This is a genomic window from Nocardioides sp. S-1144 (assembly GCF_005954645.2).
Taxonomy (GTDB): Bacteria; Actinomycetota; Actinomycetes; order Propionibacteriales; family Nocardioidaceae; genus Nocardioides; species Nocardioides dongxiaopingii.
In genome coordinates, this window is the sequence record NZ_CP040695.2 from 373,285 (window position 1) to 394,174 (window position 20,890).

18 protein-coding genes are annotated in these 20,890 nt (G+C 73.3%); 13 read left to right on the forward strand and 5 right to left on the reverse strand.

What is annotated here, in order from left to right; all coding sequences use genetic code 11:
* Positions 1-103 precede the first annotated feature (103 nt).
* A complete protein-coding gene (locus tag FE634_RS01850) occupies positions 104-781 on the reverse strand; it encodes a Crp/Fnr family transcriptional regulator (RefSeq protein WP_137295146.1) in 678 nt (225 codons plus the stop codon).
* A gap of 131 nt (positions 782-912) precedes the next feature.
* On the opposite strand from FE634_RS01850, the gene nth reads away from it, so the two are divergent.
* Genes nth through FE634_RS01870 form a run of 4 tightly spaced genes read left to right on the forward strand, consistent with a single transcriptional unit; the run spans position 913 to position 4,182 of the window.
* Positions 913-1,638 (forward strand): endonuclease III, encoded by a 726-nt coding sequence (gene nth, locus FE634_RS01855; protein ID WP_396954638.1) that lies wholly within the window; start codon positions 913-915, stop codon positions 1,636-1,638.
* Positions 1,639-1,652: 14 nt separating this feature from the next.
* Positions 1,653-2,243, forward strand: coding sequence for a TlpA family protein disulfide reductase (locus FE634_RS01860; RefSeq protein ID WP_148240291.1), 591 nt, complete (start codon positions 1,653-1,655; stop codon positions 2,241-2,243).
* Complete coding sequence (locus FE634_RS01865; RefSeq protein ID WP_148240292.1) at positions 2,240-2,989, forward strand: NUDIX hydrolase; 750 nt, start codon at positions 2,240-2,242, stop codon at positions 2,987-2,989. Before FE634_RS01860 ends, FE634_RS01865 begins: the two co-directional genes overlap by 4 nt.
* On the forward strand, positions 2,986-4,182 hold the full coding sequence (locus FE634_RS01870; protein ID WP_137295150.1) for a MarP family serine protease: 1,197 nt from the start codon (positions 2,986-2,988) through the stop codon (positions 4,180-4,182). The genes FE634_RS01865 and FE634_RS01870 overlap by 4 nt, the downstream gene beginning before the upstream one ends.
* 33 nt (positions 4,183-4,215) lie before the next feature.
* Here FE634_RS01870 and FE634_RS01875 read toward each other — a convergent pair whose 3' ends face one another.
* The 4 genes from FE634_RS01875 to FE634_RS01890 all read right to left on the reverse strand — a co-directional run bounded on the left by FE634_RS01875 (position 4,216) and on the right by FE634_RS01890 (position 8,854).
* On the reverse strand, positions 4,216-4,665 hold the full coding sequence (locus FE634_RS01875) for a phage holin family protein (protein ID WP_137295151.1): 450 nt from the start codon (positions 4,663-4,665) through the stop codon (positions 4,216-4,218).
* A 65-nt stretch (positions 4,666-4,730) separates the two neighbouring features.
* The gene (gene acs / locus FE634_RS01880; RefSeq protein WP_137295152.1) at positions 4,731-6,794 is read right to left on the reverse strand and encodes an acetate--CoA ligase; all 2,064 of its coding nucleotides are present in this window, start codon (positions 6,792-6,794) and stop codon (positions 4,731-4,733) included.
* 90 nt (positions 6,795-6,884) lie between these two features.
* Positions 6,885-8,501 (reverse strand): solute symporter family protein, encoded by a 1,617-nt coding sequence (locus FE634_RS01885; protein WP_137295153.1) that lies wholly within the window; start codon positions 8,499-8,501, stop codon positions 6,885-6,887.
* Complete coding sequence (locus FE634_RS01890) at positions 8,501-8,854, reverse strand: DUF485 domain-containing protein (protein ID WP_137295154.1); 354 nt, start codon at positions 8,852-8,854, stop codon at positions 8,501-8,503. The genes FE634_RS01885 and FE634_RS01890 overlap by 1 nt, the downstream gene beginning before the upstream one ends.
* A 283-nt stretch (positions 8,855-9,137) precedes the next feature.
* Between FE634_RS01890 and FE634_RS01895 the strand changes: the two genes are divergently transcribed.
* The 9 genes from FE634_RS01895 to FE634_RS01935 all read left to right on the forward strand — a co-directional run bounded on the left by FE634_RS01895 (position 9,138) and on the right by FE634_RS01935 (position 20,878).
* Positions 9,138-10,640, forward strand: coding sequence for an MFS transporter (locus FE634_RS01895; protein ID WP_137295155.1), 1,503 nt, complete (start codon positions 9,138-9,140; stop codon positions 10,638-10,640).
* Positions 10,641-12,683 (forward strand): molybdopterin oxidoreductase family protein, encoded by a 2,043-nt coding sequence (locus tag FE634_RS01900; RefSeq protein WP_138874921.1) that lies wholly within the window; start codon positions 10,641-10,643, stop codon positions 12,681-12,683.
* Complete coding sequence (locus tag FE634_RS01905) at positions 12,680-14,089, forward strand: FAD-dependent oxidoreductase (protein WP_262347543.1); 1,410 nt, start codon at positions 12,680-12,682, stop codon at positions 14,087-14,089. Before FE634_RS01900 ends, FE634_RS01905 begins: the two co-directional genes overlap by 4 nt.
* Complete coding sequence (nirB, locus tag FE634_RS01910) at positions 14,089-16,626, forward strand: nitrite reductase large subunit NirB (RefSeq protein ID WP_148240293.1); 2,538 nt, start codon at positions 14,089-14,091, stop codon at positions 16,624-16,626. Before FE634_RS01905 ends, nirB begins: the two co-directional genes overlap by 1 nt.
* Entirely contained in the window at positions 16,623-16,970 is a 348-nt protein-coding gene (nirD, locus tag FE634_RS01915; RefSeq protein ID WP_138874922.1) for a nitrite reductase small subunit NirD, read from the forward strand. Before nirB ends, nirD begins: the two co-directional genes overlap by 4 nt.
* Complete coding sequence (locus FE634_RS01920) at positions 16,963-18,084, forward strand: uroporphyrinogen-III synthase (protein ID WP_137295159.1); 1,122 nt, start codon at positions 16,963-16,965, stop codon at positions 18,082-18,084. Before nirD ends, FE634_RS01920 begins: the two co-directional genes overlap by 8 nt.
* Positions 18,081-18,767 (forward strand): sirohydrochlorin chelatase, encoded by a 687-nt coding sequence (locus tag FE634_RS01925; protein ID WP_148240294.1) that lies wholly within the window; start codon positions 18,081-18,083, stop codon positions 18,765-18,767. The genes FE634_RS01920 and FE634_RS01925 overlap by 4 nt, the downstream gene beginning before the upstream one ends.
* A gap of 246 nt (positions 18,768-19,013) precedes the next feature.
* A complete protein-coding gene (gene fdhA / locus FE634_RS01930) occupies positions 19,014-20,228 on the forward strand; it encodes a formaldehyde dehydrogenase, glutathione-independent (RefSeq protein ID WP_137295161.1) in 1,215 nt (404 codons plus the stop codon).
* Positions 20,229-20,323: 95 nt separating this feature from the next.
* Positions 20,324-20,878 carry an HAD family acid phosphatase gene (locus tag FE634_RS01935; RefSeq protein WP_148240295.1) on the forward strand — a complete coding sequence of 185 codons (555 nt, stop codon included), beginning with the start codon at positions 20,324-20,326 and terminating at the stop codon, positions 20,876-20,878.
* The last annotated feature ends 12 nt before the right edge of the window (positions 20,879-20,890 follow it).

The following is a 20,890-nucleotide window of genomic DNA, read 5'->3' on the forward strand; positions in this document are numbered from 1 at the left end:
CTGTCAGCGCCTCTCACCGACCCAAACGGCGCGATCGCGCGGTTTGGGTCCGGGCTGGCCACCACCGTTGGAAAAGGCAGACGGGTCGGGCGGAGGAGGACGGTCAGCGGGCCCGGCGGGCCAGGCGCTCGATGTCGATGATGACGACCGAGCGGGGCTCCAGGCGCAGCCAGCCGCGCGAGGCGAAGTCGGCCAGCGCCTTGTTGACGGTCTCGCGGGAGGCGCCGACCAGCTGGGCGAGCTCCTCCTGCGTGAGGTCGTGGTGCACGTGGACGCCGTCGTCGGCGGTGCGGCCGAAGCGGTCGGCGAGGTCGAGGAGGGCCTTGGCCACGCGGCCGGGCACGTCGGAGAAGACCAGGTCGGCCACGACGTCGTTGGCCTTGCGGAGCCGGCTGGCGAGCTGGGTGAGCAGGCCGCGGGCCACCACCGGACGACCCTCGAGCCAGCGCAGCAGGTCCTCGTGGGAGAGGGAGGCGAAGCTCGCGTCGGTGACCGCGGTGACGGTGGCCGAGCGCGGGCCCGGGTCGAAGAGCGACAGCTCGCCGAACATGGAGCCGGGGCCGAGGATGGCCAGCAGGTTCTCGCGGCCGTCGGTGGAGGTGCGGCCGAGCTTCACCTTGCCGTCGAGGACGACGTAGAGCCGGTCACCGGAGTCGCCCTCGTGGAAGAGGACGTCGCCGCGACGCAGCCGGGTCTCGCTCATCGAGGTGCCGAGCGCGGTCGCCGCCTCGTCGTCGAGGGCGCTGAAGAGCGGTGCCTGGCGCAGTACCTCGTTGTCCACGGAACCTCCGGTGTGCTGGGACGAGCTGGACCGCACGACGCGGACTCCACCGCGATCCTAGAGGGTGTCGAACCCCACAGAGAACCGAACCCGCTGCGCTGACGGCCGCGTCGTCGGTGGTGGACCGTAGGCTGGCCGCCGTGCCGCCTGCTGCTCCTCCCGCCGAGACACCGACCTCGCTGGTCCGTCGGGCCCGCAAGATCGACCGGGTCCTCGCCGAGACCTACCCCGACGCCGGGTGCGAGCTCGACTTCGCCAACGCCTTCGAGCTCCTCGTCGTCACCGTGCTCAGCGCGCAGACCACCGACCGCCGGGTCAACGCCGTGCGCCCCACGCTCTTCGCGGCCTACCCCGACCCCGCGACGATGGCCGCGGCCGACCGGACGGCCCTCGAGACGATCGTCGGGCCGCTGGGGTTCTTCCGCGCCAAGACCGAGTCGCTGCTCAAGCTCAGCGCCGCCCTCGTCGAGCGGTACGACGGCCAGGTGCCCGGCCGGCTCGACGACCTCGTGACGCTGCCCGGCGTCGGGCGCAAGACGGCCAACGTCGTGCTCGGCAACTCCTTCGACGTCCCGGGCATCACCGTCGACACCCACTTCGGCCGGCTCGTGCGGCGCTTCGGGTGGACCGAGGAGACCGACCCGGTCAAGGTCGAGCACGCCGTGGGCGCGCTGTTCCCGAGGCGGGACTGGACCATGCTGAGCCACCACGTCATCTGGCACGGCCGGCGCCGGTGCCACGCCAAGAAGCCCGCGTGCGGGGCCTGCCCGCTGGCGCGCTGGTGCCCGTCGTTCGGCGAGGGACCCACCGACCCGGTCGCGGCCGCCGCCCTGGTCAAGACCCAGGGCCCGGCATGAGGCGGTCCCCGGGCGTGACGAGGCTGCTGGCGGCGCTGGCGGTCCTCGTCCTGCTGCTCACCGGGTGCGCCGACGACATCTCGCCGCCCGGGCCGAGCGACATCGAGGTCGACACCCCCGCGCTGCGGGAGATGAAGGCCGAGGCCGGCATCGAGCCGTGCGTGCCCGGCCCCGGGGGCGGCGACCTCCCCGACCTCACGCTGCCCTGCCTCGGCGGCGGCGAGGAGGTCGACCTGTCGAGCCTCACCGGCCCGCTGGTCGTGAACCTCTGGAACACCCCGTGCGACGCGTGCCTCGACGAGATGCCGGCGCTGCAGCAGTTCCACGAGACCCACGGCGACACGGTGCCGGTGCTCGGCATCGACGTCACCGACACCCAGCCCGACTTCGCCATCTCGTTCGCGGAGATGGTCGGCGCGACCTACCCGCAGCTCGCCGACCCGGGAGGCGACATCTTCGACACCGACCTCGGCCTGCGCCCGGCCTTCCCGCAGACCATCCTCGTCGACGCCGACGGCGAGGTCGCCACCATGCACGCCGGCGGCCTGCTGTCGGTCGCCGAGATCGAGGAGCTCGTCACCGCGCACCTCGGGCCGGTGCTGTGACCGCTGAGCAGGGCGGCGGGCACCCCGGCCTGCCCGGGTGGCTGCGTCCGGTCGAGCGGGCCGCGCAGGAGATCACCGTCCATGACCTGACCCGCTTCCAGGTCCCCGAGGAGACCGACGGGCTGCGCCGCTCGGCGGTGCTGATGCTCTTCGGCGAGGGCGAGCACGGCCCCGACCTGCTGCTCACCGAGCGCGCCCACCACATGCGCTCCCACCCCGGCCAGGTGTCGTTCCCCGGCGGCGGCGTCGACCCCGGGGAGACGCCCGCGCAGGCGGCGGTGCGCGAGGGCGAGGAGGAGGTCGGCCTCGACCCCTCCGGGGTCGAGGTCTTCGGCGTGCTGCCCGAGCTCTGGGTGCCGCCGAGCAACCACGCCGTCGTCCCGGTGCTGGCCTGGTGGCGCGAGCCGAGCCCGGTCTGGGTGCGCTCCGCCGACGAGGTGCACGCCGTCTACCGGGTGCCGCTGCACGAGCTGCGCGACCCGACCCACCGGATCACCGTCACCGGCCCGCGCGGCTGGCGCTCGCCGGGCTTCCTCATCGGCGACGACCACGACGTGATCCTCTGGGGCTTCACCGGCGGGATCATCGCCCGGCTCCTCGAGTACGTCGGCTGGATCGACGACCTGCCCGACGCGCCGGAGAGGGATTTGCCCGATTACATGTTCGGCGGCGCTCGACCCGCGACCATGGACCCCGGGCAGCAACCGGTGCCCAACACCGAGTTCGAGGAGCGACGCCGAGGATGAACCTTCTCGACTGGCTGCTCGTGCTGCTCGTGCTCGCCTACGCCCTGTCCGGCTACTGGCAGGGCTTCGTCACCGGGGCGTTCGCGACCGTGGGGCTGCTGGCCGGCGGCCTGCTCGGCATCCTGCTCGCCCCCTTCATCCTCGGTGACGCCGAGCCGTCGCTGACGATCTCGCTGGCGGCGCTGTTCATCGTCATCGTCTGCGCCTCGCTCGGGCAGGCGCTGATGCAGTTCGTCGGCGCCAAGATCCGTGACCAGATCACCTGGCAGCCGGCCCGCGCGGTCGACGCCATCGGCGGCGCCGCGCTGAGCGCGCTCGCGGTGCTCCTCGTCGCCTGGGCGCTCGGCGTCGCGGTCTCCGGCTCCAAGATCGGCTCGCTGACCCCGCTCGTGCGGGAGTCGGCGGTGCTGCGCACGGTCAACTCGGCGCTGCCGACGTCGGCCCCGAACGCCCTGCAGGCCTTCAACGGCGTCGTCGGGACGTCGTTCTTCCCGCGCTACATGGAGCCGTTCGCCGACGAGCGGATCGTCGAGGTCGGCCCCGGCGCCGAGCGGCTGCTGCGCGACCCCGACATCGCGGCCGCGCAGGACAGCGTCCTGAAGGTCCGCGGCAACAACGACTGCGGCCGCGGCGTCGAGGGCACCGGCTTCCTCTACTCCGACGACCGGCTGATGACCAACGCCCACGTGGTCGCCGGCGTCGACGAGCCGACCGTGGAGATCGACGGCGACCAGGTCGACGCCACGGTCGTCTACTACAACTCCCAGCTCGACGTCGCCGTCCTCGCCCTCGACGACCTCGGTCGCGACCCGCTGGCCTTCGTCGACGGCGACGCGGAGGAGACGCGGTGGGTCACCGAGGCCAAGGACGGCGTCGCGATCCTCGGCTACCCGCAGGACGGCCCCTACGACGTCCAGCGCGGGCGGGTCCGCTCCGAGCAGAACCTGCGCTCGCCCGACATCTACGGCGACGGCACCGTGGTGCGCGAGGTCTACTCGCTGCGCGGCCTGATCCGGCCCGGCAACTCCGGCGGACCGATCGTCACGACCCAGGGCCGGGTGGCGGGCGTGGTCTTCGCCGCCTCGGTCACCGACGACGACACCGGCTACGCGCTCACCTGGGAGCAGGTGCAGGACGCCGCCGGCGAGGGCGTCTCGAGCTCGGAGCCGGTCTCCACCGGCGCCTGTGCCTGATCGACCCGTCGCTGATCACTGACGGGTCAGCGGCTAGCTCTTGCCCTTGAGGGCGTTCGGGATCTGCTTGCCCTGGCCGATCGCCTTCTCGGGCGGGCCGACCTTCTTGACCTTCTTGATGCCGAGGAAGCCGAACAGCGCGGCGATCAGCACGTAGGCCAGCGTCACGATGAGGAAGGCCCAGTGCAGGGAGAGGCCGCTGCCGTTCCAGTGGATCAGGTAGGCGAAGGCCACCGAGAGCATGATGACGGCGAGCAGCAGCAGGAAGCCCGCGACGGCGAAGAACGCGACGCCGGCGACCCCGAACTTGATGCTGACCTTCAGCTCCGACTTCGCCAGCTGGATCTCCTTGCTGATCAGCGTGGAGATGTCGCGGCTGGCGTCGGTGACCAGCTTGCCGATCGTCGGCTCCTCGCCGGCGTCGGTCACCCGGCCGACGGTCCGGTCGGTGGGGCGGTCGACGGCGCTCTTCTCGGGACCCATGGCCCAGACCCTATCCCCACCGACCGGTCGGGCTCGTCACCCGATCCGGTGCCCGGTGGGGGAGGTCAGTCCTCGCCCTTGCCGGAGTCGACGCCCCTCGAGATCAGGTCCATGACCGAGGAGTCGGCCAGCGTGGTGACGTCGCCGACCTCGCGGTGCTCGGCGACGTCGCGCAGCAGGCGCCGCATGATCTTGCCGGAGCGGGTCTTCGGCAGCTCGGGGACCACCATGATCTGGCGCGGCGTGGCGATCGGGCCGATCTCCTTGCGCACGTGCTTGCGCAGCTCGGAGACGATGTCGTCGCCGCCGTCGCCGGCGCTGTCGCGCAGGATCACGAAGGCGCAGACCGCCTGGCCGGTGTCCTCGTCCTTGGCGCCGACCACGGCCGCCTCGGCGACCTTGGGGTGCGACACCAGGGCCGACTCGATCTCGGTGGTCGAGAGCCGGTGCCCGGAGACGTTCATGACGTCGTCGACCCGGCCGAGCAGCCAGATGTCGCCGTCCTCGTCCTTCTTGGCGCCGTCGCCGGCGAAGTAGTAGCCCTGCTCGGCGAACCGCGACCAGTAGGTGTCCCGGTAGCGCTCGTCGTCGCCCCAGATCGTGCGCAGCATCGAGGGCCACGGGCCCTTGACGACCAGGTAGCCGCCGGAGCCGTTGGGCACCGAGTCGCCGTTCTCGTCGACGACGTCGGCCGCGACGCCGGGCAGCGCGGTCATCGCCGAGCCCGGCTTGCCCGCGGTGACGCCGGGCAGCGGGCTGATCATCATGGCGCCGGTCTCGGTCTGCCACCAGGTGTCGACGATCGGGCAGCGGTCGCCGCCGATGACCTCGCGGTACCACATGTAGGCCTCGGGGTTGATCGACTCACCGACCGAGCCGAGCAGCCGCAGCGAGGACAGGTCGCGCTGGTCGGGGATCTCGCGGCCCTGCTTCATGAACGAGCGGATCGCGGTGGGCGCGGTGTAGAAGAGCGTCACCCCGTGCTGCTCGATGATGTCCCACCAGCGGCCGCGCTCGGGGCTGTCGGGGGTGCCCTCGTAGAGCACCTGGGTGACGCCGTTGGCGAGCGGGCCGTAGACGATGTAGGAGTGCCCGGTGACCCAGCCGACGTCGGCGGTGCACCAGTAGACGTCGTCGTCCTTGAGGTCGAAGACCGCCCAGTGCGTGTACGCGGTGCCGGTCAGGTAGCCGCCGGTCGTGTGCAGGATGCCCTTGGGCTTGCCGGTGGTGCCGGAGGTGTACATGACGTAGAGCGGGTGCTCGGAGTCGAAGGCCTCGGGGGTGTGCTCGGTCGACGCGCCGCCGACGGCGTCGTGCCACCAGACGTCGAGGCCGTCGTTCCAGCCGGACTCGCCGAGGTCCTGCCCGGTGCGCCGGACGACGAGCACCGCGCTGACCTCGTGCCCGAGCCCGGCGGCCTTGACGACGGCCTCGTCGACGGCCGGCTTCAGCGCCGACGCCGCCCCGCGCCGGTAGCCGCCGTCGGCGGTGACGACGACCTTGGCCTGGCAGTCCTCGAGCCGCGAGGCGAGCGCGTCGGAGGAGAAGCCGCCGAAGACCACGGTGTGCGGGGCGCCGATCCGGGCGCAGGCCAGCATCGCGACGACGGCCTCGGGGATCATCGGCAGGTAGATCGCGACCCGGTCGCCGGCCACGACACCGAGGTCGGTCAGCGCGTTCGCCGCCTGCGAGACCTCGTCCTTGAGCTGGGCGTAGGTGATGGCGCGCTGGTTCTCGGGCCGGCCGTCGACGGGCTCGCCGACGAAGTGGATCGCCACCTTGTCGCCACGGCCCTGCTCGACGTGCCGGTCGACGCAGTTGTACGAGGCGTTCAGGCGGCCGCCCACGAACCACTTGGCGAACGGCGGGTCGTCCCAGTCCAGGACGCGGTCCCACGTCGTCTCCCACGAGAGTCGCTCGGCCTGCTCGGCCCAGAACGCCTCGACGTCGGAGGCGGCCCGCTCGTAGGCCTCCGCCTTGAGGTTGGCGTGCTCGGCCAGCCCGGCGGGCGGCTCGAAGCGGCGCTCCTCCTTGCTGAGGTTCGACAGGGTTCCGCTCTCGGGGACTTCAGTGCTCACGACTGCTCCTGGACTGGGGGTGCGGGTGCCACTCGTCACACTAGGACGCATCGCCCAGCGTGCCGAGGAGTGGTGACGGTCGGGGTGGACCGGCCGGGCGTCGACCCGCCGGGAGGTCCCCGGCGGGTCGGCGCGGTGGCCTCAGTGCGAGGTGGCCTTCTCCGAGCCGGAGCCGGTCAGGGCGCGGACCTCGAGCTCGGTGTAGCGGTCCTCGGCGGCCGGCTCGCGCTTCGACAGGGTGCCGATGATGCCGAACAGGAAGCCGAGCGGGATCGAGACGATGCCCGGGTTCTCCAGGGGGAACCAGGAGATGTCGATGCTGGTCGGCAGCAGCGACAGGTTCTTGCCGTCGGCGTCGACACCCTTGCCGGACATCACCGGGGAGAAGATCACCAGGCCGACGGCCGAGATCAGGCCGCCGTAGATGCTCCACAGCGCGCCGCGGGTGTTGAAGCGCCGCCAGAACATGTTGAACACGATCGTCGGCAGGTTCGCCGAGGCGGCCACCGCGAACGCGAGCGCCACCAGGAAGGCGATGTTGAGGCTCTGCGCCGGGATCGCGAGCAGGATGGCGACCAGGCCGATGCCCGCGGCGGCGAACCGCGTCACCTTGATCTCCTCCTGCTCGGTGGCCTGGCCCTTCTTGATGACGTTGTTGTAGACGTCGTGGGCCACCGAGGCCGACGAGGTCAGCGTCAGCCCGGCCACCACCGCGAGGATCGTGGCGAAGGCGACGGCGGCGATGAGGGCGAGCAGGATCGCACCGCCGGTGGAGCCGGCCCCACCGCCGACCTCCTCGGCGAGCCGGGGCGCGGCGAGGTTGCCGGACTTGTCGAGCGTCGAGGTGTCGAGCAGCGCGGCGGCACCGAAGCCGAGGACCAGCGTGAAGAGGTAGAAGACGCCGATCAGGCCGATCGCCCACAGCACCGACTTGCGGGCGTCCTTGGCCGTCGGGACGGTGTAGAAGCGGATCAGGATGTGCGGCAGGCCGGCCGTGCCGAGCACGAGCGCGATGCCGAGGCTGACGAAGTCGAGCTTGCTGGTCAGCGTCGCGCCGTACTTGAGGCCCGGCTCGAGGAAGGCCTGGCCCTTGCCGCTGTTGTCGGCGGCGGCGCCGAGCAGGCTGGAGAGGTTGAAGTCGAACTGCGCCAGCACCAGGACGACGATCAGCGCCGACCCCGTCATGAGCAGGACGGCCTTGACGATCTGCACCCAGGTGGTGCCCTTCATGCCGCCGACCGTGACGTAGAAGATCATCAGGGCGCCGACGCCGAAGATGACGATGTTCTTGACGACCTGGTCGTCGACGCCGAGCAGCAGCGCGACGAGCGAGCCGGCGCCGACCATCTGGGCGAGCAGGTAGAAGATCGAGACGACCACGGTCGACGTCGCGGCCGCCAGGCGGACCGGCTTCTGCTTCATGCGGAAGGCCAGCTGGTCGGCCATCGTGAAGCGGCCCGAGTTGCGCAGCATCTCCGCGACGAGCAGCAGGGCCACCAGCCAGGCGACCAGGAACCCGATGGAGTACAGGAAGCCGTCGTAGCCCGACAGCGCGATGATCCCGGAGATGCCGAGGAACGACGCCGCCGACATGTAGTCGCCGCCGATGGCCAGGCCGTTCTGGACCGGGGAGAAGGAGCGGCCGCCGGCGTAGAAGTCGGACGTGCCCGACGAGGACCGGCTGGCGCGGATCGTGATGCCGATCGTCAGCGCGACGACGGCGAGGAACAGGACGGTGGTGAGCACCTGGTGGTCCATCAGCGCTTGCCCCCCTCGTAGACGGAGTTGAGGCTCTCGGCGAGCGGGTCGAGCCGCGCGGTCGAGTAGCGGCTGTAGGCGTAGGCGATGAGGAACGTCGTCAGGAACTGCAGCAGCCCGAAGACCAGGGCGACGTTGATGTTGCCGACGATCTTCTGGCTCATGAAGTCACCGGCCCAGTTGGACATGACGACGTAGAGCAGGAACCAGGCCAGGAACACCGCCGTGGCCGGCAGCACGAAGCTGCGGTAGCGGCGGCGGAGCTCGATGAAGTCGGCCGACTCCGCCATCGAGTCGTAGACGGGATCGTGGCGTGCGGCCACGTCGTGGGACGGATCCTTCTCAAGTGCCATCGGACGGCGCCTCTCCGGTTCGGGTCACCGACGGGTGACCGGCGTCACGCTAGGAGTGACGGGCGTCACCCGGCAGGGGGCGGCGGCGTCGCTGCGGCGGGCGGGGACGTCGGTGCGGTGAGCGGTCGGTCCGGCGCGACGAACGGTCGCCCGGCCCTCGCCTGGCCGTGAGGCCCGCGAGGCCCGCGAGTCCGTGAGGGCCGTGAGGTCGTGAGGTCGCGGTGACACAGGATTTCCGGTGCGACCACCGGGCCGGAAACCTCGCGGCCCTGGACTGGTCACCATGACGACGACCGCCCCGGACCCCACGACGAACGCGACGCCGGCGCCGTCCGGCCGATCCGGCCGGCACTGGATCACCGATTGGCGCCCCGAGGACGCGGAGTTCTGGGAGAACGGCGGGCGCCGGGTCGCCCGGCGCAACCTGGTCTGGTCGATCTTCGCCGAGCACCTCGGCTTCTCGGTGTGGCTCATCTGGAGCGTGAGCTCGGCCTTCCTCGTGGCGCAGGGCTTCGCCTTCGACGCCCAGCAGCTCTTCCTGCTCGTCGCGCTGCCCAACCTCGTGGGCTCGCTGCTGCGGCTGCCCTACACCTTCGCCGTGCCCCGGTTCGGCGGGCGGAACTGGACGATGGTCAGCGCCGCGCTCCTGCTCGTGCCCACCCTGCTGTTCGCCCACGTCGTGCAGCAGCCCGGGACGCCGTACTGGGTCTTCTGCGTCATCGCCGCCACCGCCGGCTTCGGCGGCGGCAACTTCGCCTCGTCGATGGCCAACATCAACTTCTTCTACCCGGCCGCCCAGAAGGGCGCCGCGCTCGGGCTCAACGCCGCCGGCGGCAACCTCGGGGTCTCGCTGGTCCAGCTGCTGCTGCCGGTGGTCGTCGGCGGCGCGGGGATCTTCGGGCTGGTCCGGGCCCGCGAGTCGGGCATCGACCTGCAGTACGCCGCCTACGCCTACGCCGCGCTCGCCGTGGTCGCGGTCGTCGCGGCCGCGCTGCGGATGGACAACCTGAGCAGCGCGGTCTCCAGCCCGCGCGAGCAGCTGCGGGTGGTCCGGAACCGGCAGACGTGGGTGATGTCGCTGCTCTACGTCGGCACCTTCGGCTCGTTCATCGGCTACTCCGCCGCGATGCCCCTCCTGATCAAGATCAACTTCTGGGTGCCCGACCCGGCGCCGCTCGGCACCGGCGTCTTCTTCGCCTACTACGCCTTCCTCGGCGCCGGCGTCGGCTCGCTGACCCGGCCGCTGGGCGGCTGGCTGGCCGACCGGTTCGGCGGCGCCCGGGTGACCCTGGCGGCGTTCGGCGGGATGGTCGTCTTCACCCTCCTCGTGCTGTGGACCCTCACGCGGCTGACGCCGAACCCGTCCGCCGACCCCGCGGTCGCCCTGGACAACCGGTCCTGGTTCCCGTGGTTCCTGGCCTTCTTCCTCTGCGTCTTCGCCAGCAGCGGGATCGGCAACGGCTCGACGTACAAGATGATCCCGGCGATCTTCCGCACCGAGGCCGAGCGCGCCACCACCCCGCACACCGAGGAGCGCGCCGCCGCCGTCCACGAGGCGACCCGGCAGTCCTCGGCGGCCATCGGGATCATCGGCGCGGTCGGCGCGATCGGCGGGTTCCTGATCCCGCTGGCCTTCGCCGCGCCGTGGGTGGAGGACCCGCTGGCCGCGACCAGGGGCGCCTTCGTGGTCTTCACCTGCTTCTACCTCGTCTGCGCCGCCGTCACCTACGCCGTCTACCTGCGCCGCTCGTCGGCGGCCACCAGCCTGGCCTCGGCGGGGATCTGAGTGACGCACACCCACTGCCCCTACTGCAGCCTCCAGTGCGGGATGACCCTGACCGGTCGCCGCACCCTGGAGGTGCAGGCGTGGCCGGAGTTCCCCGTCAACGAGGGCGGGCTGTGTCGCAAGGGCTGGACGGCGGCCGGCCTGCGCGGGCACCGCGAGCGGCTGACCACCCCGCTGGTGCGCGACCGGTCCACCGGCGAGCTGGTCGCCGCCTCCTGGGACACCGCCCTCGACGTCGTCGCCTCCGGGGTGCGTGACCTCCAGGCCGCGCACGGCCCCGACGCCGTGGCCGTCTTCGGCGGTGGCGGGCTGACCAACGAGAAGGCCTACCTGCTCGGCAAGCTCGCGCGGGTCGCGCTCGGCACCTCGCAGATCGACTACAACGGCCGCTGGTGCATGAGCTCGGCGGCGTCGGCCTCCAACCAGGCCTTCGGCCTCGACCGCGGGCTGCCGTTCCCGCTCGCCGACCTCGAGCAGACCGACGTGTGCGTGCTGGTCGGCTCCAACCTCGCCGAGACGATGCCGCCGGCGGCGCGGCACCTCGACCGGCTCCGCGAGCGCGGCGGCACCGTCGTGGTGGTCGACCCGCGCCGCACGGCCACCGCCGACCGCGCCGACCTCGTGCTCCAGCCCGTGCCGGGCACCGACCTGCCGCTCGCGCTCGGCGTCCTGCACCTGCTCGACGCCGCGGGCGCCGTCGACGAGGACTACGTCGCCGCCCGGACGACCGGCTTCGACGACGTCCGCCGCTCCGTCGCGTCGTGGTGGCCGGAACGCGTCGAGCGGGTCTCGGGGGTGGCGGCCGAGCAGCTGCGCGCCCTGGCCACGCTGCTGGCCGGCGCCGGGACCGTCACGGTGCTGACCGCGCGCGGCGCCGAGCAGCACACCCAGGGCACCGCGACCGTCCAGGCCTGGATCAACGTCGCCCTCGCCCTGGGCATGTGCGGCAAGCCGCACGCGGGCTACGGCTGCCTCACCGGCCAGGGCAACGGCCAGGGCGGGCGCGAGCACGGCCAGAAGGCCGACCAGCTGCCCGGCTACCGGATGATCGACGACCCCGCGGCGCGCGAGCACGTCGCCGGCGTGTGGGGCGTGCCGGCGGCGTCGCTGCCGGGCCGGGGCCGCTCGGCCCACGAGCTGCTCGACGCCCTCGGCACCGACACCGGTCCCCGGGCACTGCTCGTGCACGGCAGCAACATCGTCGTCTCCGCGCCGAACGCCACCCACGTGACCGAGCGGCTCGCCGCGCTCGACCTGCTCGTCGTCGCCGACATCGTGCTGTCGGAGACGGCGGCGATGGCCGACGTCGTCCTGCCGGTGACGCAGTGGGCCGAGGAGAGCGGCACGATGACCAACCTCGAGGGGCGCGTGGTCCTGCGCCAGCAGGCCGTCCCGCCGCCGGCCGGCGTGCGCAGCGACCTCGAGGTGATCGCCGCGCTGGCCTCCCGGCTCGGCTCGACGGCGGCCTTCCCGAGCGACCCGGAGGAGGTGTTCGCCGAGCTGGCCCGGGCCTCGGCCGGGGGCCGTGCCGACTACGCCGGCATCACCTACGACCGGATCCGCGCCGAGCACGGCGTCTTCTGGCCCTGCCCGACCCCCGAGCACCCCGGGACGCCGCGGCTGTTCGCCGACGCCTTCGCCACCGCCGACGGCCGGGCCCGGTTCGTCGCCGTCGAGCACGTCGGCGCCGCCGAGCAGCCGGACGACGCCTACCCGCTGCACCTCACCACCGGCCGGGTGCTGGCCCAGTACCAGTCCGGTGCCCAGACCCGGCGGGTCCGCGCGCTGCCCGACGACGGGGTCTTCGTCGAGCTGCACCCGATGCTGGCCGCCCGGGTCGGCGCCCGCGACGGCGAGGCGGTCGTCGTCACGACCCGCCGCGGCGAGCTGAGGGCGCCGGCGCGCGTCGTCGCCACGATCCGGCCCGACACCGTCTTCGTCCCCTTCCACTGGGTCGGCGCCAACCGGCTGACCAACGACGCGCTCGACCCGACCAGCGGGATGCCGGAGTTCAAGGTCTGCGCCGCGGCGGTGCGCACGTGAGCCCCGGACGCGTCGTCGTGGTGGGCGCCGGCATGGCCGCCGTCCGGCTGGTCGAGGGCCTGGCCGGCAGCGGGCACCGCGTGACCCTGGTCGGCGACGAGCCGCACCTGCCCTACAACCGGATCCTGCTCTCGGCCGTGCTCGAGGGCACCCACACCGCCGGGGCGCTCACCCTCCGCTCGCGCCGGTGGTACGCCGACCACGACGTCGACCTCCGCCTCGGCACCCGCGTGCTCGCGGTCGAGCGGGCCGCGCGTGAGGTGCTGCTCGTCGACGGCACGCGGATCGGCTACGACCGGCTCGTCCTGGCGACCGGCGCGATCCCCACCCTCCCGCCGATCCGCGGGCTGGTGCGCCTCGACGGCCGGCTGCACGAGCGGGTGCACGCCTTCCGCAGCCTCGACGACTGCCGGCGCCTCGACGCCGCGGTGCCACAGGCGCGGCGGGCCGTCGTCGTCGGTGGCGGGCTGCTCGGGCTCCAGGTGGCGCGCGCGCTCGCCGTCCGCGGGCTGGCGACCGAGGTCGTCGAGGGCGGGGAGCACCTGCTGCGCGGCCAGGTCGGCCCCGCCGCCGGCGCGGTCCTGGCCCGCGACCTGCGCCGGCTCGGGACCGAGGTCTACACCGGAGCCCGCGCCGTCCGCCTCGCCGACGGGCCGGCCACCGGGCCGGCCGGGCTGCGGCTCGACAACGGGCACGTCCTGGAGACCGACCTCGTCGTCCTCACCGCCGGCGGTCGGCCGTCGACCGCGCTGGCGCGGGCCGCCGGCCTCGAGGTCCGCCGCGGCGTCGTCGTCGACGAGCACCTCACCACCAGCGACCCGGCGGTCCACGCGATCGGGGACGGCGCCCAGCGCGGCGAGCGCACCACCGGGTTCGTGCCGCCGGCGTGGGAGCAGGCCGAGGTGCTCGCCGCCCACCTGCGTGGTCGCGCGGCGACCTACGACGGCAGCCGGGTCGTCGCCCGGCTCCGCGCCACCGACCTCGACGTCGCGGTGCTCGGGGACGCCGACGCCACCGGCGACGTCGTCGAGGTGTCGAACCCGGTGGCCGGGTCGCACCGGCGGCTCGTCGTCCGCGACGGACGGATCCGCGCCGCCACCCTCGTCGGGGACCTGTCCCGCGTCGGCCTGATCACCCAGCACTTCGACCGTGGCACGGTCCTCGGCCCGCACGAGCCCGGCGACCTGCTCATGGTCGAGCGCCCGGCCCGCCCGGCCCGCCCGGCCGCCGTCCCCGACGACGCCGAGGTCTGCGCCTGCGCCGGCGTCACCGCCGGCCGGGTCCGCGCCTGCTCCTCCCTCGAGGACGTCCGCGACACCACCCGCGCCACCACCGGCTGCGGCGGCTGCGCCCCGGCCGTCCGCCAGCTCCTCGCCCACCGCACCCTGGAGGTATCCCCGTCGTGATGGCCCCGCACCCCGTCCACCAGCGCCGGCAGCTCGTCGTCCTCGGCCACGGCATGGTCGGCCACCGGTTCGTCCAGGCCGCGATCGAGCGCGGCCTCACCGAGACCCACGACGTCGTCGTGGTCGGCGCGGAGGCGCTGCCGGCCTACGACCGGGTCGCCCTCACGTCGTTCTTCGAGGTCGGCGCCGACGCCCTGTCCCTCCTCCCCGGGGGCGCGTACGACGACCCGCGGGTCCGCGTGCTCCTCGCCACGGAGGCGGTCGGGTTCGACCCCGCGACGCGCACCGTGCTGCTCGACACCGGCGACGTGCTCGCCTACGACGAGCTCGTGCTGGCGACCGGCGCGGCGCCGTTCGTGCCGCCGGTGCCGGGCCACGACCTGCCCGGCACCTTCGTCTACCGCACCATCGAGGACCTGGAGGCGATCCGGGCGGCCGCGGCCACCGCGAGCGTCGGTGCCGTCGTCGGCGGGGGGCTGCTCGGGCTGGAGGCGGCCAAGGCCCTGGCCGACCTCGGCCTCGAGACCCACGTCGTGGAGATGGCGCCCCGGCTGATGGCGGTGCAGGTCGACGACGCCGGCGGCGCCACCCTGCGCCGCCACGTCGAGGGGCTCGGGCTGCACGTCCACACCGGCGCGACCACGACCGCCGTCCTCGGCGAGACGCACGTCACCGGCCTCGGGCTGAGGGACGCCGAGCCCGTCGCGGCCGACCTGGTCGTCTTCTCCGCCGGCATCCGGCCCCGCGACGCGCTCGCCCGCGCCGCCGGCCTCACGGTGGCGGAGCGGGGCGGCGTCCTGGTCGACGAGCAGTGCCGCACCTCCGACCCGCACGTGTGGGCGGTCGGCGAGTGCGCGGCCCCGGGCGGCCGGGTCTACGGGCTGGTCGCGCCCGGCTACGCGATGGCCGAGGTCGCCGTCGACGCGCTGGTCGGCGGCGACGGTGCCTTCACCGGCGCCGACACCTCGACCAAGCTCAAGCTGATGGGCGTCGACGTCGCCTCCTTCGGCGACGCGTTCGCGACCACCGACGGCGCCCTCGAGCTCGTCTACTCCGACGCCGTCGCCGGGGTCTACAAGAAGCTCGTCGTCAGCGACGACGGCGCCCGGCTGCTCGGCGGGGTGCTGGTCGGCGACGCCTCCGCCTACGGCGTGCTGCGCCCGATGGTGGCCACCGCGACGAACCCGGGCATCGCGCTGCCCGAGAACCCGGAGGAGCTGATCCTGCCGGTCACCGCCGGTGCCGGGGCGCAGCTCGCCCTGCCCGACACGGCGCAGGTCTGCTCGTGCAACGACGTCAGCAAGGCCGACATCCTCGCCGCGGCCGAGGCCGGCGGGACGACCCGGGCCGGCGCGACCTGCGGGTCGTGCAAGACGCTGACCAGGAAGATCATCGAGGACTGGTTCGAGACGCAGGGCAAGGTCGTCGACCGGAGCCTGTGCGAGCACTTCCCGCTCACCCGCCAGGAGCTCTTCGACGTCGTCGCCGTGCACGGGCACACCTCCTTCGACGCCGTGGTCGCCCGGCACGGCACCGGGCGGGGCTGCGACGTCTGCAAGCCGACCGTCGCCTCGGTGCTGGCCAGCCAGCTCAACCACCACGTGCTGGACGAGGGTGCGCGCACCACGCAGGACACCAACGACGCCTACCTCGCCAACATCCAGCGCAACGGCACCTACTCGGTCGTCCCGCGCATCCCCGGGGGCGAGATCGACCCGGCGAAGCTGATCGTGATCGGGGAGGTCGCCCGCGACTTCGGGCTCTACACGAAGATCACCGGCGGGCAGCGCATCGACCTGTTCGGCGCCCGGATGGAGGAGCTGCCCGCGATCTGGCGCCGGCTCGTCGACGCCGGCTTCGAGTCCGGCCACGCCTACGGCAAGTCGCTGCGCACGGTGAAGTCGTGCGTCGGCTCGACGTGGTGCCGCTACGGCGTCCAGGACTCCGTGCAGCTCGCCATCGACCTGGAGCTGCGCTACCGCGGGCTGCGCTCGCCGCACAAGCTCAAGGGCGGCGTCTCCGGGTGCGCGCGGGAGTGTGCGGAGGCCCGCGGCAAGGACTTCGGCGTCATCGCCACCGAGAAGGGCTGGAACCTCTACGTCGGCGGCAACGGCGGCGCCACCCCGGTCCACGCGCGGCTGCTCGCCGGCGACCTCGACACCGAGACGCTGGTCCGCTACCTCGACCGGTTCCTCATGTACTACGTCCGCACCGCCGACCGGCTCCAGCGCACCGCGCCCTGGGTCGACTCCCTCGACGGCGGGCTCGACCGGGTCCGCGCGGTCGTCGTGGACGACGTCCTCGGCCTCGGCTCGGAGCTCGAGGCCGCAATGGGCCGGCACGTCGGCGGGTACTTCGACGAGTGGAAGGCGACCCTGGAGGACCCCGACAAGCTGCGCCGGTTCGTCTCGTTCGTCAACGCCCCCGACGTCCCCGACCCCCACATCGAGTTCCGCTCCGAGCGCGGCCAGGACGTGCCGGCCGACTCCGCCGGGCCGGTCTCGCTGGGCGCCACGATCCCGGTCGGCGCCCCGTGAGCGGCCCCCCGACGTGGACGACGGTCTGCCGGCTCGACGACATCGAGGTCGAGGGCGGCGTGCTCGCCCTCGTGGGCGGGGAGGCGGTCGCCGTCTTCCGCACCCACGACGACGAGGTCCACGCGCTGTCCAACTACGACCCGATCGGTCGCGCCTCGGTGCTGGCCCGTGGGATCGTGGGCACGCGGGGAGGCGTCCCGTACGTCGCCTCGCCCCTGCACAAGCAGGGCTACGACCTGCGCACCGGTCGGTGCCTGGACGACGAGGAGGTCCGCGTGGCGACGTACGACGTGGCCGTCCGCGACGGAGTGGTGCTGGTCGCCCCCGGACCGCCGCATGCCTGAGCCCGGCCGCGGCCCGCTCTCCGGGTTCCGGATCGGCGTGACCGCGGCCCGCAAGGTCGAGGAGCAGGTCGCGCTGCTCGAGCGGCGCGGCGCCGACGTCGTCTGGGCGCCGGCGCTCTCCCTGGAGCCCAACCACGTCGACGAGGCGTCGCTGCGCGCGGCCACCGACGACGTCCTGGCCCGCCCGGTCGACATCTTCCTGGCCACCACCGGGATCGGCCTCAAGGCCTGGTTCGCCGCCGCCGAGTCGTGGGGGACCCTCGACCGGCTCCTCGAGCACCTCGGGCGCGCCGAGATCCTCGCGCGCGGACCCAAGAGCGTCGGCGCGCTGCGCCGGCGCGGGCTGCGCGAGCTGTGGGCCCCGGAGTCGGAGGCGTTCGACGACGTCCTGGCCCACCTGCGCGGCCGCGACCTGACCGGACGCCGGATCGTCGTCCAGGAGCACGGCCAGTCGCTGTCGATGGCCGCGCACGCGCTGCGCCGGCGGGGCGCGGAGGTCACCACCGTGACCGTCTACCGGGTCGAGAGCGCCGAGGACCCGGGACCGGTCTTCCACCTCGTCGACGAGATCGCCGAGCGCACCGTGCACGCCGTCACCTTCACCGCGGCGCCGGCCGTCGCGGCGCTGATGGAGGCCGCCGGGTCGACGGGTCGGCGCGAGGAGGTCATCGGCGCGTTCCAGGCCGACGTCCTCGCCTCGTGCGTCGGACCGGTCACCGCGGCGGCCTTCGAGATGTGGGGCGTGCCGTCGATCTACCCCGACCGGTCGCGGCTCGTGGCGATGGTCAAGCAGCTCGAGACCGAGCTCCCGTCGCGCTCGGACGGGCTGTCGCTGGATGTGGCGGGCCACACACTCCTGGTGCACGCCGACGAGGTCCTGGTCGACGGCGCGGAGGTGCGGCTCTCACCCGCGCCGCTCGCCGTTCTCCACGCCCTGCTGGTGAATCCCGGTCACGTGGTGTCCCGGCGCGACCTCCTCGCGGCCCTCCCGTCGGGCACGGCGGGGTCCGAGCACGCCGTCGAGATGGCGGTCGCCCGGTTGCGTGCCGCGGTCGGGACGCGCATAGTCCAGACCGTGGTGAAACGTGGATACCGGCTGGCCGTGACCGCATGACGACGCACGGGCCGGCGCACCAGCTCGTGCTCGTCGCCCACGGCACCCGCAACGTCGACGGCAACCAGGTGTCGCGCGCGGTCGCCGTCGCCGCGGGCGAGCGGCTGGGCATCCCCTCCCGCGCCGCCTTCGTCGAGCTGTCCGAGCCGCTGTTCTCCGACGTGATGGTCGAGGTCGACGTGCCCGTCGTCGTCGTCCCGATGCTCCTGTCGACCGGCTTCCACGTGCGCACCGACCTCCCGGAGGCGGTCGCCAAGGCGTCGGTGCCGGTCACCCTCGGCACGCCGCTCGGGCCCGACCCGCTCCTGGCGGCCGCCCAGGTCGAGCGGCTCCTCGAGGCCGGGGCCGAGCGCGCCCAGCGCGTCGTCCTGGTCGCCGCCGGCTCCTCCGACGAGGCCGCCACCTGCGACCAGGTGGGCGCCGTCGCCCTGCTCGCCCGCGCCTGGGGCTCGCCGGTCGAGCTCGCCACGCTCTCGGGGCACGGACCCCGCCCGGCGGATGTCGTCCGGCCCGGCGACGCGGTGTCGCCCTACCTGCTCTCGCCCGGGTTCTTCCACGACCGCACCCGCCGCGAGGCCGGCGAGGGGGTCGTCGTGGCCGACGTCATCGGGCCGCACCCGCGCGTCGTCGACCTGGTGGTCGAGCGCGCCGAGCAGCTCATGGCGCGATCCTCAGCCGACTGACCAGCCCGGCGTCGTCGAAGACGAACCGGAACCGCAGGTCGACCGGGCTGCCCGGGAAGTCGCCCGAGACCCGCGCGACCGCGGTCCAGCCGGCACTGAGGGGCGCGGACGGCTCCGGTCGGGGCGACCCCGGGTCGGCCCTGGCGACGAGGGCGCTCCCGTGGTGTGATGAGGGTCACGCAGGGCGGGTCATCGACCCCGGCGATCGCGGGGGTTGGGCCGGTCCACCATCGAGGAGGCCGCACCATGAGTGACTCCAACCGCGTCGTCGTCTACAAGGGCCCGGGCGAGGTGGCCGTCGAGACGATGGACTACCCCAGGCTCGAGGTCCCCGCCGAGGTCGCGGACCACTTCGGCATCACGAAGAAGGCCCCGCACGCGGTGATCCTCAAGCTGGTCACCACGAACATCTGTGGGTCCGACCAGCACATGGTCCGGGGGCGGACCACGGCGCCGATCGGCCAGACGTTGGGCCACGAGATCACCGGCGAGGTCGTCGAGCTGGGCGAGGACGTGCTGTTCGTCAAGAAGGGCGACATCTGCTCGGTCCCGTTCAACATCGCGTGCGGACGCTGCCGGATGTGCAACGAGGGCAAGACCGGCATCTGCCTCAACGTCAACCCGGCTCGTGCCGGCGCCGCCTACGGGTACGTCGACATGGGTGGCTGGATCGGTGGCCAGGCCGACTACGTGATGATCCCCTACGCCGACTTCAACCTCCTGAAGTTCCCGGACCGGGACCAGGCGCTGGAGAAGATCCTCGACCTGACGATGCTCTCCGACATCTTCCCGACCGGCTACCACGGCGCCTACACCGCCGGGGTCACGACCGGCTCGACCGTCTACGTCGCCGGCGCCGGACCGGTCGGCCTGGCTGCGGCCTTCTCGGCCCAGCTGCTGGGGGCGTCGGTGGTCCTGGTGGGCGACATGAACGGCGACCGGCTCAAGCAGGCGGAGAGCTTCGGCTGCGTGGGGATCGACCTGACCACCGACGGGTCGCTGGCCGAGAAGATCGACCAGGTGGTGGGTGAGCCCGAGGTGGACGCCGCGGTCGACGCGGTGGGGTTCGAGGCCCGCGGCCACGGTGAGGGCGCCGCCGAGGCGCCCGCGACGGTGCTCAACGACGCGATGACCGTCGCCCGGGCCGGTGCCGGCGTCGGCATCCCGGGCCTCTACGTCACCGGCGACCCCGGCGCGGTGGACGACGCCGCGAAGCAGGGCACCCTGGGCGTGCGCCTCGGTCTCGGCTGGGCGAAGTCGCACTCGCTGCACACCGGTCAGTGCCCGGTCAAGCAGTACAACCGCAAGCTGATGAACCTGATCCTCAGCGACCGGGCCGACATCGCCAAGGCGGTCAACGCCAAGACCATCGGTCTCGACCAGGCTCCCGAGGGGTACGCGCAGTTCGACTCGGGCGCGGCCCAGAAGTTCGTCATCGACCCCCACGGCATGACCGGCTGACCCCGTTCCCCACCAGGTGGCGGGCCGAGGGCGCCGTCGACGACGGCGTTCTCGGGCCGGGGCACGACCGGACCGGGACGCCCTAGGGTCGGGACATGCGCCGCCTCGTGCTCCTCACGGTCCTGGCCGTCGTCGCCACCCTGCTCCCCGCCGCCCCGTCGTCCTCGGCCGACCTGCCCTCGGCGGCCCAGTGGCGCGCCGACGTGCGCGAGGTGATGGCCGGCTCCCGGGCCCACCTCGCCGAGCGCGCGGCGAGCGCCGCGCCGGGGGAGCGGCTCGCGATCAACCTCGACGTCGACAACACGATGCTGGCCACCGAGTACGCCAACGGTGAGCCGGTGCGGCCGGTGCTGCGCCTGGCCCGCACCGCCCGGCGGCTCGGGGTCGCGGTGCTCGTCAACACCGCCCGCGACGAGTCGCAGCGCGCCCGGACGGCCCGCAAGCTCGCCGAGGCCGGCTACGTCGTCGACCTGCTCTGCCTGCGCCAGCGGGGCACCGGCGCCGCGGCCGGCAAGCAGCGGTGCCGCGCGTGGTTCGCCGACCTCGGCTACGTGCTGGTGGCCAACGTCGGCAACCACCCGCACGACTTCACCGGCGGCGGCTACGAGCGCGCGTACCGGCTCCCGCGCTACGGCGGGCAGCTCTCCTAGCGGCCGGCACGC

What these genes read in the sequence shown, in the direction of transcription:
- FE634_RS01885 (WP_137295153.1), bottom strand. Translation starts at nt 8,501, where the DNA reads ATGGACCACCAGGTGCTCACCACCGTCCTGTTCCTCGCCGTCGTCGCG.
- FE634_RS01890 (WP_137295154.1), bottom strand. Translation starts at nt 8,854, where the DNA reads ATGGCACTTGAGAAGGATCCGTCCCACGACGTGGCCGCACGCCACGAT.
- acs (WP_137295152.1), bottom strand. Translation starts at nt 6,794, where the DNA reads ATGCGTCCTAGTGTGACGAGTGGCACCCGCACCCCCAGTCCAGGAGCA.
- FE634_RS01920 (WP_137295159.1), top strand. Translation starts at nt 16,963, where the DNA reads ATGCCTGAGCCCGGCCGCGGCCCGCTCTCCGGGTTCCGGATCGGCGTG.
- FE634_RS01895 (WP_137295155.1), top strand. Translation starts at nt 9,138, where the DNA reads ATGACGACGACCGCCCCGGACCCCACGACGAACGCGACGCCGGCGCCG.
- fdhA (WP_137295161.1), top strand. Translation starts at nt 19,014, where the DNA reads ATGAGTGACTCCAACCGCGTCGTCGTCTACAAGGGCCCGGGCGAGGTG.
- FE634_RS01925 (WP_148240294.1), top strand. Translation starts at nt 18,081, where the DNA reads ATGACGACGCACGGGCCGGCGCACCAGCTCGTGCTCGTCGCCCACGGC.
- FE634_RS01870 (WP_137295150.1), top strand. Translation starts at nt 2,986, where the DNA reads ATGAACCTTCTCGACTGGCTGCTCGTGCTGCTCGTGCTCGCCTACGCC.
- FE634_RS01875 (WP_137295151.1), bottom strand. Translation starts at nt 4,665, where the DNA reads ATGGGTCCCGAGAAGAGCGCCGTCGACCGCCCCACCGACCGGACCGTC.
- FE634_RS01935 (WP_148240295.1), top strand. Translation starts at nt 20,324, where the DNA reads ATGCGCCGCCTCGTGCTCCTCACGGTCCTGGCCGTCGTCGCCACCCTG.
- nirB (WP_148240293.1), top strand. Translation starts at nt 14,089, where the DNA reads ATGGCCCCGCACCCCGTCCACCAGCGCCGGCAGCTCGTCGTCCTCGGC.